25 protein-coding genes and 1 riboswitch are annotated in these 25,933 nt (G+C 74.6%); of the genes, 13 read left to right on the top strand and 12 right to left on the bottom strand.

Translation table 11 applies throughout. The features are described from left to right. Window positions 1-72 precede the first annotated feature (72 nt). Window positions 73-870 carry an endonuclease/exonuclease/phosphatase family protein gene (locus ACWEQL_RS02510; protein WP_452148282.1) on the top strand — a complete coding sequence of 266 codons (798 nt, stop codon included), beginning with the start codon at window positions 73-75 and terminating at the stop codon, window positions 868-870. Here the strand turns inward: ACWEQL_RS02510 and ACWEQL_RS02515 are convergent. Both ACWEQL_RS02515 and ACWEQL_RS02520 read right to left on the bottom strand, forming a co-directional pair. Further along, window positions 867-1,664 (bottom strand): hypothetical protein, encoded by a 798-nt coding sequence (locus ACWEQL_RS02515; protein ID WP_452148283.1) that lies wholly within the window; start codon window positions 1,662-1,664, stop codon window positions 867-869. The genes ACWEQL_RS02510 and ACWEQL_RS02515 overlap by 4 nt on opposite strands. A gap of 10 nt (window positions 1,665-1,674) precedes the next feature. Further along, complete coding sequence (locus ACWEQL_RS02520) at window positions 1,675-2,469, bottom strand: alpha/beta hydrolase (protein ID WP_452148284.1); 795 nt, start codon at window positions 2,467-2,469, stop codon at window positions 1,675-1,677. A gap of 275 nt (window positions 2,470-2,744) precedes the next feature. On the opposite strand from ACWEQL_RS02520, the gene ACWEQL_RS02525 reads away from it, so the two are divergent. The 3 genes from ACWEQL_RS02525 (at window position 2,745) to ACWEQL_RS02535 (ending at window position 5,487) form a co-directional block, all read left to right on the top strand. Beyond that, complete coding sequence (locus tag ACWEQL_RS02525; protein ID WP_452148285.1) at window positions 2,745-3,584, top strand: lysophospholipid acyltransferase family protein; 840 nt, start codon at window positions 2,745-2,747, stop codon at window positions 3,582-3,584. 107 nt (window positions 3,585-3,691) lie between these two features. Beyond that, window positions 3,692-4,825 (top strand): MacS family sensor histidine kinase, encoded by a 1,134-nt coding sequence (gene macS / locus ACWEQL_RS02530; protein WP_452148336.1) that lies wholly within the window; start codon window positions 3,692-3,694, stop codon window positions 4,823-4,825. Then, window positions 4,822-5,487 (top strand): response regulator, encoded by a 666-nt coding sequence (locus tag ACWEQL_RS02535; protein WP_452148286.1) that lies wholly within the window; start codon window positions 4,822-4,824, stop codon window positions 5,485-5,487. Before macS ends, ACWEQL_RS02535 begins: the two co-directional genes overlap by 4 nt. A 52-nt stretch (window positions 5,488-5,539) precedes the next feature. On the opposite strand, the gene ACWEQL_RS02540 is transcribed toward ACWEQL_RS02535, so the two are convergent. Next, complete coding sequence (locus tag ACWEQL_RS02540; RefSeq protein ID WP_452148287.1) at window positions 5,540-7,474, bottom strand: anthranilate synthase family protein; 1,935 nt, start codon at window positions 7,472-7,474, stop codon at window positions 5,540-5,542. Window positions 7,475-7,779: 305 nt separating this feature from the next. Between ACWEQL_RS02540 and ACWEQL_RS02545 the strand changes: the two genes are divergently transcribed. Together ACWEQL_RS02545 and ACWEQL_RS02550 are read left to right on the top strand one after the other, a co-directional pair. Further along, entirely contained in the window at window positions 7,780-9,117 is a 1,338-nt protein-coding gene (locus ACWEQL_RS02545; RefSeq protein ID WP_452148288.1) for a class II 3-deoxy-7-phosphoheptulonate synthase, read from the top strand. A 164-nt stretch (window positions 9,118-9,281) separates the two neighbouring features. Continuing rightward, the gene (locus tag ACWEQL_RS02550) at window positions 9,282-9,587 is read left to right on the top strand and encodes a (2Fe-2S)-binding protein (RefSeq protein WP_452148289.1); all 306 of its coding nucleotides are present in this window, start codon (window positions 9,282-9,284) and stop codon (window positions 9,585-9,587) included. Between the two features lie 38 nt (window positions 9,588-9,625). On the opposite strand, the gene bfr is transcribed toward ACWEQL_RS02550, so the two are convergent. After that, window positions 9,626-10,105 carry a bacterioferritin gene (bfr, locus tag ACWEQL_RS02555; protein WP_452148290.1) on the bottom strand — a complete coding sequence of 160 codons (480 nt, stop codon included), beginning with the start codon at window positions 10,103-10,105 and terminating at the stop codon, window positions 9,626-9,628. A gap of 234 nt (window positions 10,106-10,339) precedes the next feature. Between bfr and ACWEQL_RS02560 the strand changes: the two genes are divergently transcribed. Beyond that, entirely contained in the window at window positions 10,340-10,969 is a 630-nt protein-coding gene (locus tag ACWEQL_RS02560; RefSeq protein WP_452148291.1) for a sulfite oxidase-like oxidoreductase, read from the top strand. A gap of 58 nt (window positions 10,970-11,027) precedes the next feature. Here ACWEQL_RS02560 and ACWEQL_RS02565 read toward each other — a convergent pair whose 3' ends face one another. From ACWEQL_RS02565 to thiO, 5 genes are all read right to left on the bottom strand, one after another. Beyond that, the gene (locus tag ACWEQL_RS02565) at window positions 11,028-12,398 is read right to left on the bottom strand and encodes an FAD-binding oxidoreductase (protein ID WP_452148292.1); all 1,371 of its coding nucleotides are present in this window, start codon (window positions 12,396-12,398) and stop codon (window positions 11,028-11,030) included. A 156-nt stretch (window positions 12,399-12,554) separates the two neighbouring features. Further along, window positions 12,555-14,339, bottom strand: coding sequence for a Stk1 family PASTA domain-containing Ser/Thr kinase (gene pknB, locus ACWEQL_RS02570; protein WP_452148293.1), 1,785 nt, complete (start codon window positions 14,337-14,339; stop codon window positions 12,555-12,557). A gap of 181 nt (window positions 14,340-14,520) precedes the next feature. Beyond that, complete coding sequence (locus ACWEQL_RS02575; protein ID WP_452148294.1) at window positions 14,521-15,318, bottom strand: thiazole synthase; 798 nt, start codon at window positions 15,316-15,318, stop codon at window positions 14,521-14,523. Between the two features lie 5 nt (window positions 15,319-15,323). Then, window positions 15,324-15,533: a sulfur carrier protein ThiS gene (thiS, locus tag ACWEQL_RS02580; protein ID WP_452148295.1), complete on the bottom strand. Its 210-nt coding sequence runs from the start codon at window positions 15,531-15,533 to the stop codon at window positions 15,324-15,326. Further along, window positions 15,530-16,699 carry a glycine oxidase ThiO gene (gene thiO, locus ACWEQL_RS02585; RefSeq protein WP_452148296.1) on the bottom strand — a complete coding sequence of 390 codons (1,170 nt, stop codon included), beginning with the start codon at window positions 16,697-16,699 and terminating at the stop codon, window positions 15,530-15,532. Before thiO ends, thiS begins: the two co-directional genes overlap by 4 nt. Next, window positions 16,694-16,806: riboswitch (TPP riboswitch) on the bottom strand. Its footprint overlaps the gene before it by 6 nt. A 76-nt stretch (window positions 16,807-16,882) precedes the next feature. Here thiO and ACWEQL_RS02590 point away from each other — a divergent pair. From ACWEQL_RS02590 to thiE, 3 genes are read left to right on the top strand one after another with little or no spacing between them, the layout of a single operon-like run. Next, entirely contained in the window at window positions 16,883-18,088 is a 1,206-nt protein-coding gene (locus tag ACWEQL_RS02590) for an NAD(P)/FAD-dependent oxidoreductase (protein WP_452148297.1), read from the top strand. 9 nt (window positions 18,089-18,097) lie between these two features. Continuing rightward, complete coding sequence (locus ACWEQL_RS02595; RefSeq protein WP_452148298.1) at window positions 18,098-18,463, top strand: Rv2175c family DNA-binding protein; 366 nt, start codon at window positions 18,098-18,100, stop codon at window positions 18,461-18,463. After that, the gene (gene thiE, locus ACWEQL_RS02600) at window positions 18,460-19,104 is read left to right on the top strand and encodes a thiamine phosphate synthase (RefSeq protein ID WP_452148299.1); all 645 of its coding nucleotides are present in this window, start codon (window positions 18,460-18,462) and stop codon (window positions 19,102-19,104) included. Before ACWEQL_RS02595 ends, thiE begins: the two co-directional genes overlap by 4 nt. Before the next feature lie 72 nt (window positions 19,105-19,176). On the opposite strand, the gene ACWEQL_RS02605 is transcribed toward thiE, so the two are convergent. Further along, a complete protein-coding gene (locus ACWEQL_RS02605) occupies window positions 19,177-20,283 on the bottom strand; it encodes a polyprenyl synthetase family protein (RefSeq protein ID WP_452148300.1) in 1,107 nt (368 codons plus the stop codon). A gap of 196 nt (window positions 20,284-20,479) precedes the next feature. Here ACWEQL_RS02605 and metF point away from each other — a divergent pair, with 196 nt between their 5' ends. Continuing rightward, window positions 20,480-21,394, top strand: coding sequence for a methylenetetrahydrofolate reductase [NAD(P)H] (gene metF / locus ACWEQL_RS02610; protein WP_452148301.1), 915 nt, complete (start codon window positions 20,480-20,482; stop codon window positions 21,392-21,394). 114 nt (window positions 21,395-21,508) lie between these two features. Then, window positions 21,509-22,438, top strand: coding sequence for a hypothetical protein (locus ACWEQL_RS02615; protein ID WP_452148302.1), 930 nt, complete (start codon window positions 21,509-21,511; stop codon window positions 22,436-22,438). A 45-nt stretch (window positions 22,439-22,483) separates the two neighbouring features. On the opposite strand, the gene ACWEQL_RS02620 is transcribed toward ACWEQL_RS02615, so the two are convergent. Both ACWEQL_RS02620 and ACWEQL_RS02625 read right to left on the bottom strand, forming a co-directional pair. Beyond that, window positions 22,484-23,992 carry a phytoene desaturase family protein gene (locus tag ACWEQL_RS02620; RefSeq protein ID WP_452148303.1) on the bottom strand — a complete coding sequence of 503 codons (1,509 nt, stop codon included), beginning with the start codon at window positions 23,990-23,992 and terminating at the stop codon, window positions 22,484-22,486. A gap of 10 nt (window positions 23,993-24,002) precedes the next feature. Continuing rightward, window positions 24,003-24,614 (bottom strand): DUF4126 domain-containing protein, encoded by a 612-nt coding sequence (locus tag ACWEQL_RS02625; protein WP_452148304.1) that lies wholly within the window; start codon window positions 24,612-24,614, stop codon window positions 24,003-24,005. Between the two features lie 616 nt (window positions 24,615-25,230). Here ACWEQL_RS02625 and ACWEQL_RS02630 point away from each other — a divergent pair. Next, complete coding sequence (locus tag ACWEQL_RS02630; protein ID WP_452148305.1) at window positions 25,231-25,851, top strand: SAV_6107 family HEPN domain-containing protein; 621 nt, start codon at window positions 25,231-25,233, stop codon at window positions 25,849-25,851. The last annotated feature ends 82 nt before the right edge of the window (window positions 25,852-25,933 follow it).

The following is a 25,933-nucleotide window of genomic DNA, read 5'->3' on the forward strand; positions in this document are numbered from 1 at the left end:
CGACCCGCAGCGGTGGCCGTCGGCGTTCCCGTACGGCGGCCGGCCCGGGACGGGGACCGACAGGGGAGGACGATGAGCACCGAACCGCCCGAGCGGCCTGAGCTGCCCGAGCCGCTTGAGCTGCCCGAGCTGCCGCGCTCCGGGAGGGGGCCGGACGGCTCCGAACGGGTGCGGCTGCTCAGCTACAACATCCGCTCGCTGCGCGACGACCGGCACGCGCTGGCCCGGGTGATCCGCGCCTGCGCGCCGGACCTGCTCTGCGTCCAGGAGTCGCCGCGCTACTGGCGGCCCGAGGGCCAGGCGGCCTGGCTGGCGCGGAGCACCGGCACCGTGGTGCTGGCCGGCGGCGGGCGGACCGCCGCCGGGCCGCTGCTGCTCGGCCGCCCGGGGGTGCGGGTGCTCGCCGTCCGGGACCGCCTGCTGCCCAAGACCCGGGGCCTGCACGCCCGGGGCTTCGCCTCCGCGCTGGTACGGGTCGGCGGCTCGGTGCCGTTCTCGGTGACCAGCTGCCACCTCGGCCTGGACGCCGGGGAGCGGTACGGCCAGTTCGGGCTGCTGCTCGACCAGGTGGGGGAGCGGGAGCCCGGCGTGGTGGCCGGCGACCTCAACGAGCATCCGGACGGGCCGGGTTGGCGACTGCTGACCGGCCGGCTGACCGACGCCCACCTCGCCGCGCCCTGGGGCGGCACCTTCACCTCGGTGCCGGAGAACCCGTACCAGCGGATCGACGGGGTGTTCACCACCCCCGGCGTCCGGGTGCTGGCCTGCGGGGTGCCGCAGGGCCTGCCGGGGGTGGCCGACGCCGACCTGCTGGCCGCCACCGACCACCTGCCGGTGCTGGCCGTGCTGGAGGTCCCCCCGGCGGCCTAGACGACCGCGCCGCCGTGCGGGTCCTCCGGCTCGTCCTCGTCGCGGTCCTTCAGCCGGGACACCAGGGTGACGAAGCCGCCGAGGAAGGCCGTGACGCCCACCCAGGCCGGCCAGCCGGAGACCTCGCGCCAGACCACGGCGTCGAACAGCAGCAGCGCCGGGCCGCCGAGCACGGCGAGCCAGGCGAACTTGGCGGTGGTGTCGGCGGGCGGCAGCGGCGGCGGCTCCGGTGGGACGAAGTGGCCCTCGTCGGTCTCCTCGGCCAGCTCGAAGTCACGCGGACCGGAGCCGGCGGCGGGCATCACCGGCCGGGTGGAGCGCGGCCGGGGCTTGGGCGCCAGGTCCGAGAGGTCGGCGAGGTCGGTGCCGTCGCCCGGCTCGGCCGGGTCGCGCCGGCGGTCGGTGCCGTCCTTGAAACCGCCCTTGAGCTCGCCCCTGGCCCGGAGGTCCTCGATCTCGGGCCAGTCGGGGTTGTTGAGGTCGACCGGGTCGTCGAACTGGGCGACCAGCGCGGCGAAGATCTCGTCCTGTTCGGCCTGGCTGCGCTCGGGCGTACGGCGCACCCGGGCCGCGTCCTTCGCCGGTGCCGCGGCCGGGGAGGCCGCGCCGTCCTTCACCGCGCCGTCCTTCACCGGGTCACCCTTCGGGGCGGCCTCCTGCACGGAGCCGTCCTTCGCGGGGACGTCCTTCACCGAGCCGTCCTTCGCGGGGGCGTCCGGCGGGGAGGTGTCCTTGGTGGTGCCGTCCTCGCGGGGGGCCTCGTCCTCGCCGCCCGCCGTGCTGCTCTCGTGCACTTCCGGCCCTTCAGCCTTGGTGATCGTCGGATTCGACCCGGGTGACGCCCGCCGCGTGCGCGGGAGCCAGCCGTCGGAAGAAGTCCAGGCCGGCCGCGAATATTTCCGGCGCGTCGTGGTCCAGCGTCGCGACGTGGTAGCTGCGTTGGCACAGCCGCTCCGTCACATCGGTCGAGGATATCCGGGCGAGCACCAGCTCGGAGTTGGCCGGGGAGACCACGTGGTCCTGCGGGCTGCGCAGCAGCAGCACCGGCTGGGTGACCTGGGGGAGCCGTCGCCGGACGTCCGCCCACAGCCGGGTCAGCGACCAGGCGGCGTGCAGCGGGGTCCGGTCGTAGCCGAGCTCCGCGGCGCCCGGCTTGGCGATGTCGTCGGCGATCCCGGGCAGGCTCGGCACCAGGTGGCGCAGCACCGGCAGGAGCACACTCGCGGGGTTGTCGGAGCGCACCGACGGATTGACCAGCACCAGCCCGGCGACGGCCTCCCCGTGCAGCGCGGCCAGCCGCAGGGCCAGTGCGCCGCCCATCGACAGGCCGCAGACGAAGACCCGCTCGCACTCGGCGGTGAGCGCCAGCAGTTCCCGCTCGACCTCGGCGTACCAGTCCTCCCAGCGGGTGAGCTGCATGTCCTGCCAGTTGGTGCCGTGCCCGGGCAGCAGCGGCAGCGAGACGGTGTACCCGGCCTCGGCCAGCCGGTCGGCCCACGGGCGCAGCGACTGCGGCGAGCCGGTGAAGCCGTGGCAGAGCAGGACGCCCACCGGTCCGCCGCGGTGGCGGAACGGTTCGGCACCGGGCAGCGGCGGCATGGCGGGCTCCTCCAGGGGCGGCGGTGCGGGAACGGCGGCGGCGCTGGAACGGCGGTGCGGGGCCCGGGCGCTGCCGGAATCCGGGCGGTGCCGGAACTCCGGGCGGCGGCGCCGGAACCGGGACGGGACGCCCGGCGTCGTCCGCCGTGGAGCCGTACCGGAGCCGCATCGTCCCACGGGCGCGCCCGCCCGTACACCCCGCCGGGGCGGGGCGGCGCACGCGGGGTGCCCGCGGGGCATTAGGATCGTCCGGTCCGCATAACAGGAGGCCCGGGTTGTTCTACCGACTGATGAAGATGATCGTCGCGCCACTGCTTCGGATCTTCTTCCGGCCGTGGATCGAGGGTGCTGAGAACATCCCCGAGGAGGGCGCCGCGATCATCGCGAGCAATCACCTCTCCTTCTCGGACTCCTTCTTCTTCCCCGCGCTGATCAAGCGCCGGGTGACCTTCATCGCGAAGGCGGAGTACTTCAACTCCCCGGGCCTGAAGGGCAAGCTCACCGCCGCCTTCTTCAAGGGCGTCGGCCAGCTGCCGGTGGACCGTTCGGGCGTGCGCGGCGCCGGCGAGGCCGCGATCCGCAGCGCCATCGCGGTGCTGGAGCGCGGTGAGCTGTTCGGCGTGTACCCGGAGGGCACCCGTTCGCCCGACGGCAAGCTGTACCGCGGCAAGGTCGGCGGCCTGGCGCGCGTCGCGCTGGCCACCGGCGCCCCGGTGATCCCGGTCGCGATGATCGACACCGAGAAGGTGCAGCCGCCCGGCCAGGTGGTCCCCAACTTCGGCATCCGCCCGGGCATCCGGATCGGCCGCCCGCTGGACTTCTCGCGCTACCACGGCATGGAGAACGACCGCTTCATCCTCCGTTCGGTGACGGACGAGGTGATGTACGAGATCATGCGGCTCTCCGGCCAGGAGTACGTGGACATCTACGCGACCGCCGCCAAGCGCCAGATCTCCGAGGACAAGAAGCGCGCCGACGCCGAGCGCAAGGCGGCCCAGAAGGCCGAGCAGGCCGCGCTGAAGGCCGAGAAGGCCGAGGCGGAGAAGGCCCTGAAGGCCGAGCAGGCCGCACAGGAGCAGGCCGAGCAGGGCAAGCAGGACGGGACCAAGGACTGACCGCTCGCCCGGGGAGGGGCCACATGACGGACGGCAGCACGACCGGGGCGTCCGGCGGGGGCGCGCCCGGCCCGGGCGGGGTCGGCGGGAGCCTGGCGGCGGCCGGCATGTCCGTGGAGCTGCCGCTGTGGCGCGCGATCACGTACTTCCGGATCCTGGCGCTCGGCTACGCGCTGCTGCGCTACGTCAACTCCTACCTGGAGTTCGAGCACCCGGTCGCGGGCTGGATCTTCCTCGGGGCGCTGACCCTGTGGACGCTGGCCAGCACCCGCGCCTTCTCCGGTCCGCAGCGCTGCACCTGGTACGTGCTGGGCACCGATCTCACGCTGGCCGTCACCGGCATCGTGATGAGCGGCATGGTCGACTCGGCGTCCCGGATCAGCCACGGCGCGCCCACCCTGCCGACCATCTGGGCGGCCGGCACCGTGCTCGGCTTCGCCGGCAAGGGCGGCTGGCGCTGGGCGGCGGCGTCCGGCTCGGTGATCGGGGTGGCCAACATCCTCGGCCACGGCGGCGCCACGGGCGACAACATCCACAACATCGTGCTGCTGATGGTGGCGGGCTGCGCGATCGGCTACGTGATCGAGCTGGCCCGGGCCAGTGAGGCGACGCTGACCCGGGCGCTCCAGGTCGAGGCGGCCACCCGGGAGCGCGAGCGGCTCTCCCGGGACATCCACGACGGGGTGCTCCAGGTGCTGGCGCTGGTCCAGCGGCGCGGTGGCGAGCCGGGCGCGGACTTCGCGGAGCTCGGCCGGCTGGCGGGGGAACAGGAGCGCGCGCTGCGCGCCCTGATGAGCGGTGGTCCGCTGCCCGCCCGGTGCGAGCCGCTGGAGCCGCAGGACCTGCGCACCCTGCTCGGCCCGTACGCGGGGGAGCGGATCACGCTCTCCGCCCCCGGCACCCCGGTGCTGCTGCCGGCCGGGGCCGCCACCGAGCTGGCCGCCGCGGTCGGGGCGGCGGTGGACAACGTCCGCCGGCACGCCGGGGCCGGGGCCCGCGCCTGGATCCTGCTGGAGGACGAGCCGGAGGCCGTCACGGTCAGCATCCGCGACGACGGCCCGGGCTTCGCCCCCGGCCGGCTCGGCGAGGCGGAGCAGGCCGGCCGGCTGGGCGTCTCGCAGTCGATCCGCGGCCGGCTGCTGGACCTCGGCGGCACGGCCGAGCTGTACTCGTCGCCCGGGGAGGGCGTCGAGGTCGAACTGCGCGTCCCCAGGGCGCGTTCCGAGGAGGGGAAGCGATGAGCGAGCGGCCGGTGCGGGTGATGGTGGTGGACGACCACCCGATGTGGCGCGACGCCGTCTCCCGGGACCTCGCCGAGGCGGGCCTGGACGTGGTGGCCACCGCCGGGGACGGCGAGGAGGCGGTGCGCCGGGCCCGCGCCTGCGGGCCGCAGGTGATGGTGCTCGACCTCAACCTGCCGGGCCTGTCCGGCGCCGAGGTCTGCCGTCAGGTGGTCGGCGAGGACCCGTCGGTCCGCGTGCTGGTGCTCTCGGCGAGCGGCGAGCACGCGGACGTGCTGGAGGCCGTGAAGTCCGGCGCGACCGGCTACCTGGTCAAGTCGGCCGGCCGGGACGAGCTGCTGGAGGCGGTGCGCCGCACGGCGGTCGGCGACGCGGTCTTCACCCCGGGGCTGGCCGGTCTGGTGCTCGGCGAGTTCCGCCGGCTGGCGGCCGAGCCGCCGACCCCGGCCGCGCCGGCCGCCCCGCAGCTGACGGCCCGGGAGACCGAGGTCCTGCGGCTGGTCGCCAAGGGCCTGTCGTACAAGCAGATCGCCGACCGGCTGGTGCTCTCCCACCGCACGGTGCAGAACCACGTCCAGAACACCCTCGGCAAGCTGCAACTGCACAACCGGGTCGAGCTGGTCCGGTACGCCATCGAGCAGGGCCTGGACGACGAGATCTGAGCGGGCGGGGTCCGGGCGGGCGTGCCCCGGTGGACACGCCCGCCCGGGTCCGTCAGTCCCGGACCGCCGCCGCCGTGCGCAGCAGCCCGGCGACGATGTCCACGCCCTCGCGGGTCAGCACCGACTCGGGGTGGAACTGCAGGCCGGCGAAGCCCGGGCCGCGCAGCGCGTGGACGTCGCCGGTGGCCGGGTCACGGGAGACCTCGACGCCGTCGGCGGCCAGCCGCTCGGCGTCCGCGTCACCGCAGCGGGCGGTGAAGGTGTTGTAGAAGCCGACCGTGCGCTTGTCGCCGAACAGGTTCACGCTCTCCTGGGCGCCCTGGTACGGGACGGCCTTGCGGGCCAGCGGCAGGCCGAGCTCGGCGCAGAGCAGCTGGTGGCTGAGGCAGACCGCGAGCAGCGGGGCGGTGCGGGTACCGGCCCGGGTGGCGGCGAGCGCGTCCGCGACGATCGGGCGCAGCAGGGACATCTTGGGGTCGTCGGCGGCCGCGGGATCGCCGGGGCCGGGGCCGAGGACCAGCGGCCCGCGGTGGGCGGCGGCCCGCTCGCGAAGCCCCGGCTCGTCGTGGCGGAGCACGGTGACCCGGTGGCCGAGCGAGCCGAGCAGATGGGCCAGCATGGCCGTGAAGGTGTCCTCGCCGTCGATCACCAGGGTGTCGAACTCCTGGGGGCCGGCGACGGGTTGCTGCATCCGCAGCCAGAACGGGGCGAGGTCGGCGCGGCGTGAGTCGAGCGCGGCCTGGACCCGGTGGTTCTCCGCCAGCCGTGGGCCGGTCGGGTGCGGGAGTCTGGCCGGCGCCGGGCGGGCGCCGATCGCGGTGAGCACGCCGGCGGCCTTGGCGTGGGTCTCGGCGACCTCGGAGTACGGGTCGGAGTGGCGCACCAGCGTGGCGCCGACCCGGACGACGAGCCGGCCGGTGGCGGGCTCGATGTCGGCGGTGCGGATGCAGATGGGGGAGTCGAGCAGCTGGCCGCCGCTGGCGGAGCGGCCGATCAGGGCGAGCGCGCCGGAGTAGTAGCCGCGTCCGGCCCGTTCGTAGCGCCGGATCACCCGGGTGGCGTTCTGGACCGGGCTGCCGGTGACGGTGGCGGCGAACATCGTCTCCTTGAGCACCTCGCGCACATCCAGCGAGGTGCGCCCGCGCAGCTCGTACTCGGTGTGGGCGAGGTGGGCCATCTCCTTGAGGCGCGGGCCGAGCACCTGGCCGCCGAGGTCGCCGACGGTGCACATCATCTTGAGCTCCTCGTCGACCACCATGGTGAGCTCCTCCAGCTCCTTGGGGTCGCGCAGGAAGGCGAGCAGCGAGTCGAGGTCGGCGCCGCCGGCCGGATAGCGGTAGGTGCCGGAGATCGGGTTCATCACCACGGTGCCGCCGCTCTGGCGTACGTGTACCTCCGGCGAGGCCCCGACCAGGACGCGCTCGCCGGTGTGGACCAGGAAGGTCCAGTACGCGCCGCGCTCCTGCTCCAGCAACCGGCGGAAGAGCGCCAGGGCGAGCTCCGGGCCGAAGTCCTCCAGGGTGGCGGAGAAGTCCCGGCGGATCACGAAGTTGGCGCCCTCGCCGCGCCCGATCTCGTCCTCGATCACCCGGCGGACGATCCCGGCGTACTCCTCGTCGTCGATGTCGAAGCCGCCGTCGGTCAGGCGGACGGGCCGGGACGGCAGGGCGGCGGTGACCTCGGCCAGCGGCAGCGCGTACTGCTCCTCGACCGCGAGCGCCTGGAGCGGGGTGCCGTCGTCGTGCGCCTCGAACCCGCGCTCGCGGATCTGCCGGTACGGGACGAGCGCGAGCAGGTCGTGCACCGGGCCGTCGGCCGGGACGCCGGTGCGCACCGGCAGGTCCGCGAGGTGCTCGTGGGTGCCGACGGTGCCCAGCAGCACCTCGACGGTGTCGGGGGCGAGCCGGGGGGTGCGGCGGTGCAGCAGCGCGAACGCGGGGGCGTCCGGGCCGGTCAGCCGGGCGAACAGGGCAGCAGCGGTGGTCACGGTACGGCTTTCCTTCCGGGTGGACTTCGCTTCGTGGTGCGGGGTCCGCTTCCCGGGAGGCCGTGTGTGCCGAAGCACAAACGGCCGCCCCGAGGGGCGGCCGTCGTGTTCGTCTCAGGAACGCGCGATCTGTGGGCCACCCGAGGGGTTGGTCCACCACCAGGAGTAGGTGTGCGGCGTGTTCACGGGACCGAGCGTAGCGGATCCGCGCGGCGGGCGGGCCGCTTCACCCGAATGTCCGCACGGTGTCTCACCCATCGGGCAGGCGGCACAAATCGGTTGTCGCACCCCGTAGCCTTGAGCGCGTGACCGTGACGAATTCCCACTCCTGGCAGTCCCTGCCCGCGGCGCAGCAGCCTGAATGGCCGGACCAAGAGGCTCTGCGCAAGACCCTTGCCGAGCTCGCCTCCTATCCGCCGCTCGTCTTCGCGGGCGAGTGCGACCAGCTGCGCGCCCGGCTCGGTGCCGTGGCCCGTGGTGAAGCGTTCCTCCTCCAGGGCGGCGACTGCGCCGAGGCCTTCGACGGCGTCTCGGCCGAGCACATCCGCAACAAGCTGAAGACCCTCCTCCAGATGGCGGCCGTGCTGACGTACGCCGCCTCGGTGCCGGTGGTGAAGGTCGGCCGGATCGCCGGCCAGTACTCCAAGCCGCGCTCCAAGTCGACCGAGACCCGGGACGGGGTGACCCTCCCGGTCTACCGCGGCGACTCGGTGAACGGCTTCGAGTTCACCCCCGAGTCCCGGAACCCGGACCCGGAGCGCCTCAAGCGGATGTACAACGCCTCCGCCGCGACGCTCAACCTGGTGCGCGCCTTCACCACCGGTGGTTACGCGGACCTGCGCCAGGTGCACGCCTGGAACCAGGACTTCGTGCGCAACTCGCCGGCGGGTCAGCGCTACGAGCAGCTCGCCCGCGAGATCGACAACGCGCTGGCGTTCATGAACGCCTGTGGCGTGGCGCCGGAGGAGTTCAAGACGGTCGAGTTCTTCTCCTCGCACGAGGCGCTGATCCTCGACTACGAGACCGCGCTGACCCGCGTGGACTCGCGCACCGGCGAGCTGTACGACGTCTCCGGCCACATGGTGTGGATCGGTGAGCGCACCCGGCAGCTGGACCACGCGCACATCGAGTTCGCCTCCAGGATCCGCAACCCGATCGGCGTCAAGCTGGGCCCGACCACCTCGGTCGACGAGGCGCTGACCCTGATCGAGAAGCTGGACCCGGAGCGCGAGCCCGGCCGGCTCACCTTCATCACCCGGATGGGCGCGGGCAAGATCCGCGACCACCTGCCCACCCTGGTGGAGAAGGTCACCGCCTCCGGCGCCCAGCCGGTGTGGATCTGCGACCCGATGCACGGCAACACCTTCGAGGCCTCCAGCGGCCACAAGACCCGCCGCTTCGACGACGTGCTCGACGAGGTCAAGGGCTTCTTCGAGGTGCACCGCGCGCTCGGCACCCACCCGGGCGGCATCCACGTGGAGCTGACCGGCGACGACGTCACCGAGTGCGTCGGCGGCGGCGACGAGGTGCTGGTCGACGACCTGCACCAGCGCTACGAGACGGCCTGCGACCCCCGGCTCAACCGCAGCCAGTCGCTGGACCTGGCGTTCCTGGTCGCCGAGATGTACCGCGGCGTCAACTGAACCGCGGGGGCGCCCCGGATGTGACGCAAGCCTCTCCGGCCTCGGGTTTTCCGAGGCCGGAGAGGCTTTTTCGCGCCGGTTCCACCGGGTAAGGTGAGGCTTAGTGAGCTAAGGCAAGCCTTAGTCATGATCCACTTCCTCGCACCACCCCGGGAGAGACCGCGATGTACGTGTGCATGTGCCATGCGGTCACCGAGGACCAGGTGAAGAAGGAGATCGACGCGGGTGCCAGCACCCCGCGCCAGATAGCCAGGGGCTGCAAGGCCGGCACCGACTGCGGCTCCTGCGTGCGCCGCATCCAGGCGCTGCTGGGCGAGCACGGCGCGCGGCCGTGCCCGACCGCCCGGCTGGCCGCCAAGCTGGGGCTGGCGGACCCGGAGGCCGAGCAGGCCCAGGTCGCGGAGGCCGCCGCGGCGTCGGAAACGCCCACGGCGTCGCCCGCCGGGCGCGCTCCACTGCGGGCCGCGTAGCCCGCGGCGCCCGTCGCGGCCCCTGAGGGCCCGCGGGCTCAGGACTCCGGCTGCTCGATCAGCTGGGCCAGGTACAGCGCCTCCCCGAGCTTCTCCAGCAGTTCGAGCTGGGTGTCGAGGTAGTCGATGTGGTGCTCCTCGTCGGCGAGGATGTCCTCGAAGATGTTCGCCGAGGTGACGTCGTTCTTGGCCCGCATCACCACGATGCCGCGCTTGAGCCGGTCGATCGCCTCGACCTCGACCTGGCGGTCGGCCTCGAACATCTCCTTGACGCTCTGGCCGATCCGGACGTGGAACAGCCGCTGGTAGTTCGGCAGCCCGTCCAGGAAGAGGATCCGGTCGGTGAGCGTCTCGGCGTGCTTCATCTCGTCGAAGGACTCGTGCCGGGTGTACTTCGCGAGCTTCGTCCAGCCGTTGTTCTCCTGCATCTTGGCGTGCAGGAAGTACTGGTTGATCGCGGTCAGCTCGGCGGTGAGCTGCTCGTTGAGGAATTCGAGGACCTCTGCGTCGCCCTTCATGGCGCTGCCTTCCTGCTTGCCCTGCTGCCGTCCGGGGGCCACGGTGAACCCCGGTGCCAGGCATCCTGGCACCGCTCCGGGAGGAAATTCCAGTAAGTTCACACTCACCCGGACATGTGTCGGAATATCCGATTTGCCCGTTCATCGGCTTGATGCTCACCCGTACGGGCGGGCGCGCGGACCGCGAAATGGGGCGCGCGCGGAGCTGCGCCCGCCGTCTGTCACCATGGAGCCATGGGTCAGTCCGAACAAGAACCGCTTCCGTCGTCTGACCCGAGGCTCCCCCCCGGCCAGCGCGCGCAACGCGGCTGGCCCGTCCTGCACTACGGCCCGGTGCCCCGCTTCAAGCCGCTGACCTGGGAGCTCCAGGTGTTCGGCGCGACCGCCTCGGCGGAGAAGCACAGCTGGGACTTCGCCGGCTTCAACGCCCTGCCGCGCACCACCGTCCGCGCGGACCTGCACTGCGTCACCAAGTTCTCGATGCTGGACGGCGAGTGGACGGGCGTGTCGTCCGCCACCCTCCTCGCCCAGGTGCCCCCGGCGCCCGGCGTCACCCATGTGATGGTCTGGGCCGAGTACGGCTACAGCGCCAACCTGCGGCTGGCCGACTTCGCCGACCCGCACACCCTGTTCGCCACCCACCGCGACGGCCAGCCGCTCACCGCCGAGCACGGCTTCCCGGTGCGCCTGGTCGTCCCCCACCTGTACGCCTGGAAGGGCCCCAAATGGGTCCGCGCGGTGGAGTACATGCGGGCCGACCGCCGCGGCTTCTGGGAGGAGCGCGGCTACCACAACATCGGCGACCCCTGGCGGGAGCAGCGCTTCTCGTACCAGGAGGAACCCGGCGACGGCCCGCTGCGCTGAACGGGTCGGAGCTGGACGGGGCAGGGCCGGACGGGGCAGGGCTGAACGCGTCCGGGCCCTACGCGGGGATGTTCTGGTTGAGGTGGAACAGGTTCCCCGGGTCGTAGCGCCGCTTGAGCTGCACCAGCCGGTCGTAGTTTCCCTTGTAGTTGGCGCCGATCCGGTGCTGGTCGTCGTGGTCCATGAAGTTGATGTAGCCGCCCGCCTCGGAGTGCGGTGCCAGGGCCGCGTGGTACTCGCGCACCCAGGCGGTGTTGGCCTCGTTGTCGGCCGGGTCCGGCCAGGCGCCCGCGATCACGGTGGCGAAGGTGGCGTCCCGGTAGGCGAAGGCCGTCTCGTCCGGGCGGGCCCGGTGCACCGCGCCGTTGATCGGGTAGATGTGCACCGCGCAGTTGACCGTCGGCACCCGCGGCCCGAACTCCCGGTGCGCCTCGATCGCCCCGTCGGTCAGCTCGCCCGCGAAGACCCCCTTCCAGTACTGCTGCAGCCCCGGCGGCAGCAGCGCGTCGAAGGCGGCGGCGAAGGCCGGGTACGGCGCCGGCCCGACCCCCTCGGCGACCAGCGGCGCGGCGTCCCGCAGCGGGGCGAGCACCTTGTCGGCGTCCTCCGGGCGCCCGGCCCAGCAGGGGATCAGCAGGAGGAACGGGTCACCGACCCGGTCCTCCGGGATGAAGGGCAGCGGCGGCGCCCGGTGGAAGCCGGGGAACAGGCCGAGCTCCTCCGGCGCGTCCCGGATGAACTCGCGGTAGAAGCGCAGCACCTCCGCCGTGTGCTCCAGCTCGAACACCAGGGGGCCGGCCACCACGTCCCGCACCGGGCTCAGCCGGAACTCGAAGGAGGTCACCACGCCGAAGTTGCCGCCGCCGCCGCGGATCGCCCAGAACAGGTCGGGCTCCTGCTCGGCGCTCACCGTGCGGAACGTCCCGTCCGCCGTGACCACGTCCGCCGAGACCAGGTTGTCGCAGCTCAGCCCGAGGCCGCGGGCCAGGTGGCCGAAGCCGCCGCCCAGGGTCAGCCCGGCCACGCCGGTGGTGGAGATGATCCCGCCGGTCACCCCGAGCCCGAAGGCGTACGCCGCGTCGTTGAGGTCACCCCAGGTGGCGCCGCCGTCGCAGCGCGCGGTACGGCCCTCCGGGTCGATCCGGACCCCGCGCAGCCGCGAGAAGTCGATCACCAGGCCGCCGTCGCAGGTGCCGAAGCCCGGCGCGCTGTGGGAGCCGCCGCGGACGGCCAGGTCCAGCGAGTTCTCCCGGGCGTGCGCCACGCAGGCGATCACGTCCCCGGCGTTGGCCACCCGGACGACCGCCGCGGGCCGGCGGTCCACCATGGCGTTGTAGACCCGCCGGGCCTCCTCGTACCCGTCGTCTGCGGGGGTGATCACCTCGCCCCGTACGCGTGCCCTCAAGTCCTCGACGGTCGGTGCGCCCATGGCGGACCACTCCTTCGGGTCCCGGCCGCCGCGCAGCCCCGTCCGGAGGTCCCGGCGCTGCGCCACCCGCGGCGGCGCGGCGGGGCCGGGCAGGCCTGACTCCACGCTACGCCGGCCGGGCCGGGGCCTCCACCAGAGCGCCCGCGGCAAGAGCGCCTAGAAGAGCGGCAGTTGGACGGTCACCTCGGTGCGCTGCGGCCGGCGCTCGCCGGGGGCGGGGGACTGGCCCTGGACCTTCCCGATGCCGAAGAAGTGCCGGCCCTCGCTGCGCATCGTGAAACCGGCCGCCTTGAGCGCGGCCTCGGCCTCGTCCTCGGTCATGCCCTGCACGTCCGGGACCGGCACCATGCCCTTGCTGACCGTCAGCGCGATCGCGGTGTTCTCCGGCAGCTTCGCCCCGGCCGCCGGCGAGGTGCTGATCACCGAGCCCTCGGGCACCGAGTCGTCGTACTTCTCGGTGACGGTGCCCTTGGTCAGCTGGGCGGCGGTCAGCGCGGCGGTGGCCTGGTCGAGCGGCTTGCGGGCGAGGTCCGGGACGGCGATCCGCTTGGGCCCCTTGGAGACGGTGACCGCGACCGGGTCGCTCTTGCGGGTCCGGGCGCCGACCCCGGGCTCGGTGGAGATCACCTGACCGGCCGGCACGCTCTCGCTGAACACCTCGGTGAAGCGGCCGCGCAGGTCGGAGCCGTCCAGCACGCCCTCCGCCTCGGCCCGGGTCTTGCCCAGCACGCTCGGCACCGTGGTGTAGAGCGCGCCGGACAGCGCGTACGTGGTGCCGCCGACCAGCAGCACCAGGGCGGCCAGCACCGAGGCCCAGATCAGCGGCCTGCGGGCGATCCGGCGCAGGTGCTCGGCGCGCGGGCCGCGCGGCGGGCGCGGGGGCCGGGCCGGGCGGGCCGGCGCCGGTTCGTCGTACGGGCGCGGCTCGACGAGCAGCTGCTCCATCACGTCCGGCGGCACGTCCAGCACGCTGGTGCTCTGGACGGCCGGCACGATCACCGAGGTCGGCTCGGTGGTGGAGTGGGCCGGGGTGGTCCGGGTGGAGGCGGGCGGTTCGGCGTCCAACTGCTCCGGGGTGAGGGCGCGGCGCACCCGCTGGAGGGCGGCCAGCAGCTCGACCGCGTCGTACGGCCGGGCCTGCGGGTCGCGCGCGCAGGCGCCGGCCACTATGGCGTCCAGCTCCGGGGCCACGCCCGGCACGGTCAGCGAGGGCGCGGGGACGTCCTCGTGCAGGTGGCGGTACATCACCTGGACCGGGTTCTCGCCGCTGTGCGGGCGGTGGCCGGTGAGCATCTCGTACAGCAGGATGCCGGCCGCGTAGACGTCGACCCGCTGGTCGGTGGGGGCGTCCGGGCGGATCTGCTCGGGCGCCAGGTAGGAGACGGTGCCGAGGACGGTGCCGGTGGTGGAGGTGGTCGTGGTGACGGCCCCGTCGGCGGCGTTCAGCAGCCGGACCAGCCCGAAGTCGGCGACCTTGACCAGGCCGCCGTCGGTGATCAGGACGTTCTCCGGCTTGACGTCCCGGTGCACCAGTCCGGCCCGGTGGGCGGCGCCGAGTGCGGCCAGCACCGGCTCCAGGACGTCCAGGGAGGCCCGGATGGAGAGCGCGCCGCGGTCGCGCAGCAGGTCGCGCAGGGTGCGGCCGGGTACGTACTCCATGGCCAGGAAAACGTTTCCGCCGTCGGCGCCCTGGTCGAAGACGTTCACCACGTTGGGGTGGGCGAGCTTGGCGACGGCCTTGGCCTCGCGGATGAAGCGGGCGGTGAACTCCTCGTCCCCGGCCAGCGAGGGGTGCATGACCTTGAGCGCGACGACCCGGTCGAGCCGGGTGTCGGTGCCGCGGTAGACGGTGGACATCCCGCCGGTCGCGATGCGCTGCTCGACCCGGTACCGGCCGTCCAGCAGGGTGTCGATCAGGGGGTCGCGCGATGCCTTGTCCACCAGGCGAGTCTAGGGGTGGCACGGGGCGGAGCACCCCGGGGGACACCGCCCCCGGGGCGCTCTGTGCCCTGGTTGTGACACGTGCGCGCCCGCGCGGGGCACGCGGCCGGGGCGCAGGGCCTGTCTCTTGGATTTTGTCGGATCAGGCCGCGGGCCCGGCAAGGATCCAGGAGACAGGCCCCTAGAAGGCCGGGCGCTCCCGGGTGTCCAGATCGGCGCGGCCGGCCATCGCCGAGGAGGCCTCGGCGTGGAAGCGGCGCGGGATCCGGCCGGCCCGGTGGGCGAGGCGGCCGGCCTCGGTGGCGCGGCGCATCGCGTCGGCCATCAGCACCGGGTCCTGCGCCCGGGTCACCGCCGAGGCCAGCATGACGGCGGAGCAGCCCAGCTCCATCGCCAGCGCCACGTCGGAGGCGGTGCCGGCGCCCGCGTCCAGGATCACCGGCACGCCCGCGCTCTCCACGATCAGCTGGAAGTTGTGCGGGTTGCGGATGCCCAGGCCCGAGCCGATCGGCGAGCCCAGCGGCATGATCGCCGCGCAGCCGACGTCCTCCAGCTTGCGGGCCAGCACCGGGTCGTCGTTGGTGTACGGCAGGACCGTGAAGCCGTCGTCGACCAGGGTCTCGGCGGCGTCCAGCAGCTCGATCGGGTCGGGCAGCAGGGTCCGCTCGTCCGCGATGACCTCCAGCTTGACCCAGTCGGTGCCGAGCGCCTCGCGGGCCAGCCGGGCCGTCAGCACGGCCTCGCCAGCGGTGAAGCAGCCGGCCGTGTTGGGCAGCACCCGGATGCCGTTGCGCTTCAGCACGTCCAGCACCGAGCCCTGGGTGGTCGCGTCGACCCGGCGCATGGCCACGGTGGTCAGCTCGGTGCCGGAGACCCGCAGGGCCTGCTCCAGCACCTCCAGGCTGGGGGCGCCGCCGGTGCCCATGATCAGCCGGGAGGCGAAGGTGGTGTCGGCGATGGTGAGGGTGTCGTCGGCCATGGTGCTCAGCCCCCCTGCACGGCGGTGAGGATCTCGATCCGGTCGCCCGCGTTCAGCGGCGTGCGCTCCCACGAACTGCGCGGCACCACGGCCTCGTTGACCGCGGCGGCGACGCCGGCGCCGGCCCGGCTGAGGGTGGCGACGACCTCGGCCAGGGTGGTCGCGGCGGGCACCTCGCGGGGCTCGCCGTTGACGGTCAGGGGGATGTCGCTCATGCGGGGACCTTCGGGCTGGGGCTGAAGCGGGAGGGGGAGAAGGGCTCGGCGAGCGCCGGGACCACCCCGGTGGCCAGGTACTCGGCGAGCAGGTCGGCGGTGACCGGGGTGAGCAGCACGCCGTTGCGGTAGTGGCCGGTGGCGGCGACCAGGCCCGGCAGCGCGGTCGGCCCCAGCAGCGGCGCGTTGTCCGGCGAGCCCGGCCGCAGCCCGGCGGAGGTCTCCACCAGCGGCAGCTCGGTGATCCCCGGGACCAGCTCGTGCGCGTCGCGCAGCAGCTCGTACACCCCGCCGGCGGTGACCGTGGTGTCGTACCCCTGCTCCTCGCTGGTCGCGCCGATGACCAGCTCGCCGTCCTCGCGGGGGACCAGGTACAGGTGCTGGCCGCGGACCACCGCGCGCACGTTGCGGGAGAGGAACGGGCGGTACGGCTCCGGGACGCTCAGCCGCAGGATCTGGCCCTTCACCGGACGGATCGCGGGCAGCACGCCCTCCGGCAGCCCGGGCAGCAGATGGCTCCGCGGGCCGGCCGCCAGCACGACCCGGTCGGCGGTGACCGTCCCCCCGTCGGCCAGCCGGGCGCCGGCCGCCCGGTCGCCCTCGACCAGCAGCCCGGTCACCTCGGTGCGGTGCAGCAGCACGTCCGCCCGCTCGCAGGCGCGCACCAGCGCGGCGGACAGCCGGCGGCCGTCCACCTGGTGGTCGCCGGTGACGTGCAGACCGCCGCGCACGCCCGGGGCGAGCATCGGCTCCATCCGGCGCGCCTCCCGGCCGGTCAGCCAGTGCGAGTCCAGGCCGAGCCGCAGGTGGAAGGCGTGCAGCTCGCGCAGCTCCTCCCGGTCGTCGGAGTCCAGCGCCACCGCGAGGGTGCCGCACCGCCGGTAGCCGGTGTCCAGGCCGGTGGCCTCGGTCAGCTCGGCGGCGAAGGCCGCGTACCGCTCGTTGGAGGCCATGCCCAGGCGCAGCAGCGGCTCCTCGCCGTAGTGGAGCTCGGTGACCGGGGCGAGCATGCCCGCCGCGACCCCGACGGCGCCGCCGCCGTGGTGCGGGTCGACCACCGTGACCGACAGTCCCCGCTGGGCCGCCCGCCAGGCGACCGCGAGGCCGATCACCCCGCCGCCGATCACCAGGACGTCGGCGTGGGCGCCCTTCGCCAAGCGTGTCAAAGTCCCTGCTCTCCCTTCGCCGGCATGACCCGGATCAGGTTCGGACGGTCGCGGGCCGTGCCAGCCCGCCTCTCAGCCCGGTACGCCGGGCTCCCGCGATGGTGCCCCCACCTTAACTCCGGCCTACGCCGGGGCTGAAGGCCCGCCCACCGGCCGGACACCCGGTGCGACGGCGCCAGTACAGTGGCGCCCGTGGCAGAGCTGAGCGCAGGTGAGCGGGCGGTGGTCGTCGGGGCGGGGCTGGCGGGGGCACGGTGCGCCTCGGCCCTGCGGAACGGGGGCTGGGCGGGGCCGGTCGTCCTGGTCGGCGAGGAGCCGCACGCGCCGTACGACCGGCCGCCGCTCTCCAAGGACGTGCTGCTGGGCAAGGCCGACGGCGCCACCCTCGACATCGACTTCGCGCACCTGGGCGTCGAGGTGCTCACCGGCCGCCGGGCCACCGGACTGACCCCCGGCGTGCTGCACACCGACGCCGGCGACCTGCCGTACGGCGCGCTGGTGATCGCCACCGGCGCCGCCCCGCGCGCCCTGCCCGGCGCCGAGCGGGCCCACCTGCTGCACACCCTGGACGACGCGCTCGCGCTGCGCGCCCTGCTGCGCCCCGGGCTGCGGCTGGTGCTGGTCGGCGCCGGCTGGATCGGCGCCGAGGTGGCGACCGCCGCCCGGACGGCCGGCTGTGAGGTGACCGTGGTCGAGGCCGGCCCGGCACCGGTCACCGGCGCCCTCCCGGCGGAGATCGGCCGGGCGATGGCCCCCTGGTACGCCGAGGCCGGGGTGGAGCTGCGCTGCGGCGTCGGCGTGGCCGCGGTGGAGGCCGGCGCCGTCCTGCTGGCGGACGGCTCGCACCTGCCCGCCGACGAGGTCGTGGTGGGCATCGGCGCCCGCCCGGCGACCGGCTGGCTGGCCGGCTCCGGGGTGGAGCTGGACGCGACCGGCGCGGTGGTGGTGGACGACCGGCTGCGCACCGCCCTGCCCGAGGTGTACGCGGCCGGCGACTGCGTCAGCTATCCCTCCGCCCGCTCCGCCGCCCGGCTGGCCGTCCAGCACTGGGACCACGCGCTGCAGTCCGGCGCGGCGGCGGCCGCCTCGATGCTCGGGGCGGACGCGCCGTACGACCCGGTGCCGTACTTCTGGTCGGAGCAGTTCGGCCGGATGGTGCAGTACGCCGGGCGGCACGGCGAGGGCGACGAGCTGCTGTGGCGCGGCGCGCCCGGGGACCCGTCCTGGACGGTGCTGTGGCTGCGCGACGGCGCCCTGCGCGCGCTGCTCGCGGTGGACCGCCCGCGCGACCTCACCCAGGGCCGCCGGCTGGTCGATCGGGCCGCCGTGCTCGACCGCGCGGCCGCCGCCGACCCCTCCGTGCCCCTGAAGGCCGCGGTGGCGGGGTAGCTTGGTGCCGTGAGTGAGATCGATCCCAAGATTGAAGCCCTGGTCCCCGAGTGGACGTACCTGCCCGACATCTCGGAGCGGTGGGGCGTGCTGGTCACCGAGATCCGCAACATGGTCAAGAAGGGCGACCTGGTCGCGGTGCGGCGCGGCCCCAACAAGTCGCTCCAGGTCCCGGCCGCCTTCATCACCGACGACGGCCCGGTCAAGCACCTGCTCGGCACCCTGACGGTGCTGCGCGACAGCGGGTTCTCCGACGAGGAGATCCTGGAGTGGCTGTTCACCGAGGACCCGTCACTGCCCGGCACCCCGATCCAGGCGCTGCACGAGAACCGTGCCACCGAGGTCAAGCGCCGTGCCCAGGCGATGGCCCTGTGAGCGACCCGCGCGACAGGCTCGACGCGGCCCGGCTCTACCTGTGCACCGACGCCCGGCGCGAGCAGGGCGACCTGGCCGAGTTCCTGGACGCCGCGCTGTCCGGCGGCGTGGACGTCGTGCAGTTGCGCGACAAGGGTCTGGAGGCGAAGCAGGAGCTGGCGGCGCTGGAGGTCTTCGCGGACGCGTGCCGCCGGCACGGCAAGCTGCTGTCCGTCAACGACCGCGCCGACGTCGCCCACGCCGCCCGCCCCGACGTGCTGCACCTCGGGCAGGACGACCTGCCGGTGCCGGCCGCCCGGGCGATCCTCGGCGACGGCGTGATCATCGGCCGTTCCTGCCACGCCGAGTCCGAGGTGGACGCGGCGATCGCCGAGCCCGGCGTGGACTACTTCTGCACCGGCCCGGTCTGGCCCACCCCGACCAAGCCGGGCCGCCACGCCCCGGGCCTCGGCCTGGTCTCGTACGCGGCGCGCCAGGTCACCGACCGGCCGTGGTTCGCCATCGGCGGCATCGACCTGGGCAACCTGGACGAGGTCCTGGCGGCCGGCGCGAGCCGTGTGGTGGTGGTCCGCGCGATCACCGCCGCCGACGACCCGCGGGCCGCCGCGGCCGAGCTCTCCCGCCGGCTGCGCGGGAGCTGAACCACCGGCCCGCCGCCGTTCCCGGTACCCCGGCGGACGGCGGCGGCCGGCCCGGCACCCCTGATGCGGGCCTCAGTACTTGCGGACGGTGGCCGCCTCGGCCAGCGCCAGCAGCACCGCACGGGCCCGCTCGTCGGCCAGCGGCGCCGCCTCCAGCGCGGCCATCGACTGGCGCATCAGCTCCTCGATCCGCCGCTCCACCCGCTCCGCCGCCCCGCTGCGGGCCACCAGCTCGCGCAGCCCGGCGACCTCCTCGGCCGCCAGGTCCGGCGCGCCCAGCCGCTCGTCCAGGTGCCGGGCGTCCGCCGGCGCCAGCGCCCGCATCGCGTGCGCGACCAGCAGGGTGCGCTTGCCCTCGCGCAGGTCGTCCCCGGCGGGCTTGCCGGTGACCGCCGGGTCGCCGAAGACGCCCAGCAGGTCGTCGCGCAGCTGGAACGCCTCGCCCAGCGGCAGGCCGAACGCCGCGTACGCCTCGACCAGCTCCGGGCCGGCCCCCGCGAGCAGCGCGCCGACCTGCAGCGGCCGCTCGATCGTGTACTTCGCCGACTTGTAGTGCAGGACGGTCTGCGCCCGCTCCAGGGCGCCCTCGTCGGTGGAGTCGCCGGCGACCGGCTCCAGCACGTCCAGGTACTGGCCGAGCATCACCTCGGTGCGCATCAGGTCGAAGGCCGGCTTGGCGGCCAGCACCGCGGCGGACCCCAGGCCCGAGCGCAGGAACAGCTCGTCGCACCAGATCAGCAGCAGGTCGCCGAGCAGCACCGCCGCCGAGGCCCCGTACTGCTCGCGGTCGCCGCGCCAGCCGCGCTCGCGGTGCAGCGCCTCGAAGCGGCGGTGCACCGAGGGCAGGCCGCGTCGGGTGTCGCTGCGGTCCATCAGGTCGTCGTGCACCAGCGCGCTCGCCTGGAGCAGCTCCAGGGCGGCCACCGCGTTGGCGATGCCGGGCTCCTCGGCGGCGCCGCCGGCGCCGCGCCATCCCCAGTAGCAGAAGGCCGGGCGCAGCCGCTTGCCGCCGTCCAGCAGGAAGTCGCGCAGCGCCTCGGCGACCGGGCCCAGCTGCGGGGAGATCTTCTCCAGCAGGGCGCCCTGGCCGTCCATGAACTCCACGAGGGCGCCGTTGACGCGCTCGCGCACGGCCTCCACGTCGATCGGGTTGGCCGGCCGGCTGCTGGACGAGGTCACGATGGGGCTCCGGAGTTCGCTGGGATGCTGCAAAGCCTAGCCGGGCGGCCGCGAACGGCTGTACGGACGCCGCCGCAGGGCGGCCCGGGAGGGGGTCCCGCGGGGCCCCGGACACAACCGGAAGGCCGTCCACCGGATGTCTCAATCCGTGGACCCGAGTTGTCCGGCCCCTTCGGATCGCGGCTAACCTGCCAGCATGGCACTCGGCATCGCCTCGACCAGAACCGACCGCGCACTGACGGTGCGCGATCTGCTGTCGGCAGGCAAGCGGTCCTTCTCCTTCGAGTTCATGCCCCCGCGCAGCGAGGCCGGGGAGCAGAAGCTGTGGGACGCGATCCGCCGGCTCGAACCGCTCAACCCCGAGTTCGTCTGCATGACGTACGGCGCCGGCGGCTCCTCGCGCGAGCGCACGGTCAACATGGTCGGCCGGATCGCCACCGAGACCACCCTGACCCCGGTCGCCCACCTCACCGCGGTGGACCACTCGATCGCCGAGCTGCGCAACATCATCGGCCAGTACGCCGACCAGGGCGTGCGCAACGTCCTCGCCGTCCGGGGTGACCCGCCCGGCGACCCGATGGGCGAGTGGGTGCGGCACCCGGAGGGCGTCACCTACGCGTACGAACTGGTCGAGCTCATCAAGGGCATCGGCGACTTCTGCGTGGGCGTGGCCGCCTCCCCGAACATGCACCCGCGCTCGACCGACTGGGACGAGGACATCCGGCACTTCGTGGCCAAGATCCGCAGCGGCGCCGACTACGCCATCACCCAGATGTTCTTCGAGGTCGACGACTACCTGCGGCTGCGCGACCGGGTCGCCGCCGCGGGCTGCGACGCGCCGATCATCCCGGAGATCATGCCGGTCACCAACGCCAAGCAGCTGGTGCGGTTCCCGCAGCTCAGCGGGTCGGCGTTCCCCGCCGACCTGGAGGCCCGGCTGAGGGCCGTGGTCGACGACCCGCAGGCGCTGCGCGAGGTCGGGATGGAGCACGCCACCGCGATGTCCGAGCGGCTGCTGGCCGAGGGCGCGCCCGGTCTGCACTTCATCACGCTGAACGGATCGACCTCCACGCTGGAGATCTACCAGAACCTCGGACTGCACCGGCGCTGACCGCGAAGCCCGTCGACGGCCCGGGAACGCGATGCGGTGGCCGGGCCGTTGAGCGGGTACAGTCGCCGCACACGCGCGACGAGCGCGGGCACGCGAGCTGGAGGTAGCGGGCGGATGGGCATCGGGTACCTGCTGCTGTACGTCGCGTTGGCGGTGGTGGCGCTCTGGCTGATCGCCGAACTGCTGCTGCAGAACCGCGCCCCGCTGCACTGGCGCGGCACGGCGCTGGCCGGATTCCTCGCCGTCGTCGCCGGCATGGCGCTCGGCTCGGTCGTGGTCATCGGTGTGGGCGCCGCCCTCTTCGCGGCCGGCCAGGTCTTCGTCACCCTCTCCGTCAAGCGCGGCTACACCGCCGGCTGGTCGCTGCGTCGCGGCGACGGCGAACTGCCCGGCCCGCTCGCCAAGGTGCCGCTGCTCGGCGACCTGACCGGCGGCGGCGCGGTCGCGGCCGGCGCGGCGGCCGTGGCGGTCACCCGGGTCGGCGAGGTCGGCGCGGTCGAGGAGGAGCCCGAGCCCTCCTACGAGCCGCAGCCCTCCTACGAGCCCCGGCCCTCCTATGAGCCGGTGGCCGAGGAGTCGCCGGCCGTCGAGCGGACCGCCGCCTTCGAGGCGGTCGCCGGGTACGGTCAGCAGGGCTACGAGCAGACCGCCGGGTACGAGATGCAGGAGCTCGCCGCCGACGGCGTCTACGCCCCCGGCTACTACGACCAGCAGGCCCAGCCGCAGTACCAGGACCCGTACGCCGCCGCCTACCCGTCCGGCTACGACCAGCAGCACCAGCAGCAGTGGCAGCAGCCGCAGGAACAGCCGGCCTTCGCGTACGACCAGGGTTACGGCACCTACCAGCAGCCGCAGGCCGACCCGTACGCCGGCTACGCCCAGCAGCAGGACGCGTACGGCACCTACCAGGTGCCGCAGCAGCAGCCCGGCTGGGACCAGAACGCCCAGCAGCAGTGGCAGCCCGAGCAGCAACAGGGCGTCCCGCAGCAGCAGTACGACTACGGCTACCAGCAGCAGCAGACCACCTGGCAGCAGCAGGGCTGAGCCGGGCCCCGCGGCTCCGGGGCCAGGCCTACCTCGGGCCGGACCTCAGGCCGGGCCGATCAGCCCGGCCGTGACGCAGGCCGACATGCCGACCCGGGCGAGTCCGCCGCCGGGGTGCGCGGCGCCGCCGACCAGGAACAGGTTCGGCAGCAGGCGGTCACGGTTGGGTGCCTGCAGGTAGAGGCCGTGCGGGCCGGCCAGCGCCGGACGCGGCACCGAACCGCGGTAGGCGCCGGTCTCCCGCGCGGTGTCCGCGGGCGTGCGGACCACCCGCCACAGCAGCCGCTCGCGCAGCGGCACCCCGGCCGCCTCGACCGCCGTGATCATCCGCTCGGCGCAGCGCTCGGCGACCGCCGGGTCCGTCCAGTCGACCCCGGTGGTGGTGACCGTGGCGGTCAGCGTGACGCCCTCGTGGCCGTCGTCCGGACGCAGCGCCGGGTCGTCCGGCCGCAGCACCTGGACGGTCGGTCGCTCCGCGATCTCCAGCCCGCCGCCGAACACGCTCATCAGCTCGGCGGCCGGGTCGGTGGCGTGCACCACCGTGCGGTGGGCGGTGCCGGCCGGACGGGCGCCGCGCAGCGCCAGCAGCACCGACAGCCGGCCGGGCACGTCCTCGTACGGGTGCCAGCCGCGCGGCCAGTCCTCCTCGCGGTCGTGCGGGGTGATCCCGGTGGTGTGGAAGGTCCGGGCGTCGACCGCCGAGACCACGACGTCGGCGGCCAGCTCGCCGCCGTCCGCGAACCGCACCCCGGTGGCCAGGCCGCCGGCGGTGAGCACCCGCGCCACCGGGGCGTCGAAGCGGAAGTCCACCCCGCGCCGCTCGCAGCGTCCGTACACCGCGTCCGCCAGCGCCCGCAGGCCGCCGCGCACGTACCAGACGCCGAAGGACTGCTCCATGTACGGGAGCACGGTGGCCCCCGCCGGGACGGTGCGCGGGTCGAAGCCGAAGCGCAGGGCGTGCTCGAACAGCAGCGCGGTCAGGCCGGGGTGGCCGCCGAACCCCTGCTCGGCGACGTCGGCGAGGGTCCACCGGGGGGCGGGCAGCAGCCGGGCCAGGCCGCGCCGGGGCGGCACCGGGTAGGGGTCGGTGAACAGCGGCGCCGGGTCGTCCGGGAGCGCCTCCTCCAGCAGCGGGCGGCGGGTGGTCTCCCAGACCGCGCGGCCGGCGTTCATCACCTCGCCCCAGCGCTCGCCGTGGCCCGCGCCGAAGGCCGCGTCCAGGGCCTGGGCGACGCCGCCCCGGGAGGCGTTGGGCAGCGACAGGTCGGTGCCGTCCGGCAGCAGGTGGCGGCTCTCCGGGTCGACCGGCGCCAGGTCGACCAGCTCCTCCAGCGGCTCCCTGCCGGTCTTCAGCGCCAGGTCGCGGTAGACGGCGGGCAGCGTCAGCAGCGCCGGGCCGGTGTCGAACGCGAAGCCCTCGCGCTCGAACCGGCCGACCATCCCCCCGTACGTGCCGCCGGCCTCGCAGACCGTCACCCGGTGCCCGACGGTGGCCAGCCGGGAGGCCGCCGCGAGCCCGCTCATACCTGCGCCGATGATGACGATCCGTGCCATGCCACGGATCTTAGGACGTCCCCACGGCGGCCCCCGCGGCGCGGGCGGCCTTCCGGGCGCGGCGGCGGGCGCGGAAGGCGCGGATGCGGTTGACCGCGAGCCACACCAGCAGCAGCCCGGCCAGCAGCAGGACGGCGGCGACCGACGCGGCCGCCCAGGGGTGGAAGATCGCCAGGGTGACCAGCCCGGCCACCGCGAGGTCCTCGGCGAGGCTGACCACGATGTTGCTGGCCGGCTCGGGCGAGGTGTTGACGGCCATCCGCAGCGAGGCCTTCACCAGGTGGCTCACCAGGGCCGTGGTGCCGCCCACCGCGCCGGCCGCGACCTCGCCCAGCGAGCCGGGGTCGTCGCCCGCCAGCAGCGCGGCGACGGTGGCGCCGGCGATCGGGCGGATCACGGTGTGGACGGCGTCCCAGAGGCTGTCCACGTACGGGATCTTGTCGGCGACGGCCTCCACCAGGAAGAGCGCCCCGGCCGCGATCAGCACGTCGGTGCGCTCCAGCGCGGCCGGCACCGACTCGGCGCCGCCGAACCGGCCCAGCAGGCCGAGCAGCAGCACCACGGCGTACGCGTTGATCCCGCTGGCCACTCCGCTGGTGAAGATCAGCGGAACGATCGACATCGGTCCCTCCTCCGGATCCGTTCGGGCCGGGCGGCCCGGCCGTACCGTACCGGGACGCCCGCCGACGGCCGTCCGGTTCCCCCGGCGCGGGGCCGCACGGACCTGAGTACGGATACTCAGACGCGCGGTTGAGTAGCTGAGCGGATGGTCTTTGACCTGCGAGGACGGGAAAGTAGTGACACCGGGAGGACGGGCCGCAGGGGCCCCGGAGCCCGGGAACGCGGACGGGTCCCGTCCGTCGGCCTCGGCGCCGGCGGAGGGCCGGGGGGTCCGCAGCGGAGCCGGTCCGGGGCCGGGCACCGCCGACACGGGGCGGCGGAGCGGGCCCAGGGGGGACCGACGACCGGAGCCGTGACGCCGGCCGTGGGGGACGGCGTCGCGGGGGGAGGGGGCGTGCGGGGCGGTAGCGCACGGTCGGGCCTGGATCGGGGGATCAGGCCGGCCGCGCGGTGCCGCCCCGTCGGCCTTCCCGCGCGGCCGCGCCGTCCGGCCCTTCCGTACGGCCCTTCCGGCCGTTCTCCGCCCGGACCGGACGGATTGTCAGTGGTGCCGTTCACGATGGAGGGGCACGGGTCGACCGGCCCGTGCGCGCCTCGCCTCGGAACCGGGGGAGACCATGACGATCAGCCATCCGGAGCCCGCCACCGCCCGCCTCCACTCCGCCGCCCACCACCACCCGACCGGCCACCCGCGCCCGGAGCGCCCGGACCGTCCCGACCGCCCGGGGCGTGCCGCCGCCGTCCCGGGGCCCGCGTCCGCGACGAGCGCCGGCGACGTCCACCCCGTGCTGCGCCGGGTCGCCGCCCCGCCAGCCGGGCTGGACCTGCTGGCCGACGCGCACCGCACCCTGGAACGCGCCCGCGGCCTGGAGGATCCGCTGGAGCGGTACGCCACCGCGCACCTGGCCGCGCTGCGGACGGTCGCGGCGGTGCTCGCCGTCCGCGGGCGCCCGGAGAAGAACCCGCGCCGGCGCAAGGCGATCCGCAGTGCCTGGGAGGTCCTGCCCGAGGTCGCGCCGGAGCTCTCCGAATGGGCGGTCTACTTCGCGGCCGGCGCCCGCCGCCGGGCCGGCGCCGAGGCCGGCATCCGGGGCGCCGCCTCGGCCCGGGACGCCGACGACCTGATCCGCAACTGCGCGCTCTTCCTGCGTCTGGTGGAGCGCCTGCTCGGCCTGCGGGCCGCACCCTCGGCGCCCCGCCTGCCGCTGGACGGCGACGACCCGGCGGGCGGGCGGTGAGCCCGGCGCGGTCCGGGCGGCGAGGCGGGCGCGGGAGCCGCCGGGCGGGCCGGTCTAAGGTGGAGGCGACCTGATCGATTCC

The organism is Kitasatospora sp. NPDC004240, from assembly GCF_053603215.1.

What these genes read in the sequence shown, in the direction of transcription:
- ACWEQL_RS02510 (WP_452148282.1), top strand. Translation starts at nt 73, where the DNA reads ATGAGCACCGAACCGCCCGAGCGGCCTGAGCTGCCCGAGCCGCTTGAG.
- ACWEQL_RS02520 (WP_452148284.1), bottom strand. Translation starts at nt 2,469, where the DNA reads ATGCCGCCGCTGCCCGGTGCCGAACCGTTCCGCCACCGCGGCGGACCG.
- macS (WP_452148336.1), top strand. Translation starts at nt 3,692, where the DNA reads ATGTCCGTGGAGCTGCCGCTGTGGCGCGCGATCACGTACTTCCGGATC.
- ACWEQL_RS02535 (WP_452148286.1), top strand. Translation starts at nt 4,822, where the DNA reads ATGAGCGAGCGGCCGGTGCGGGTGATGGTGGTGGACGACCACCCGATG.
- ACWEQL_RS02550 (WP_452148289.1), top strand. Translation starts at nt 9,282, where the DNA reads ATGTACGTGTGCATGTGCCATGCGGTCACCGAGGACCAGGTGAAGAAG.
- bfr (WP_452148290.1), bottom strand. Translation starts at nt 10,105, where the DNA reads ATGAAGGGCGACGCAGAGGTCCTCGAATTCCTCAACGAGCAGCTCACC.
- ACWEQL_RS02560 (WP_452148291.1), top strand. Translation starts at nt 10,340, where the DNA reads ATGGGTCAGTCCGAACAAGAACCGCTTCCGTCGTCTGACCCGAGGCTC.
- ACWEQL_RS02565 (WP_452148292.1), bottom strand. Translation starts at nt 12,398, where the DNA reads ATGGGCGCACCGACCGTCGAGGACTTGAGGGCACGCGTACGGGGCGAG.
- ACWEQL_RS02575 (WP_452148294.1), bottom strand. Translation starts at nt 15,318, where the DNA reads ATGGCCGACGACACCCTCACCATCGCCGACACCACCTTCGCCTCCCGG.
- thiS (WP_452148295.1), bottom strand. Translation starts at nt 15,533, where the DNA reads ATGAGCGACATCCCCCTGACCGTCAACGGCGAGCCCCGCGAGGTGCCC.
- metF (WP_452148301.1), top strand. Translation starts at nt 20,480, where the DNA reads ATGGCACTCGGCATCGCCTCGACCAGAACCGACCGCGCACTGACGGTG.
- ACWEQL_RS02615 (WP_452148302.1), top strand. Translation starts at nt 21,509, where the DNA reads ATGGGCATCGGGTACCTGCTGCTGTACGTCGCGTTGGCGGTGGTGGCG.
- ACWEQL_RS02620 (WP_452148303.1), bottom strand. Translation starts at nt 23,992, where the DNA reads ATGGCACGGATCGTCATCATCGGCGCAGGTATGAGCGGGCTCGCGGCG.
- ACWEQL_RS02625 (WP_452148304.1), bottom strand. Translation starts at nt 24,614, where the DNA reads ATGTCGATCGTTCCGCTGATCTTCACCAGCGGAGTGGCCAGCGGGATC.
- ACWEQL_RS02630 (WP_452148305.1), top strand. Translation starts at nt 25,231, where the DNA reads ATGACGATCAGCCATCCGGAGCCCGCCACCGCCCGCCTCCACTCCGCC.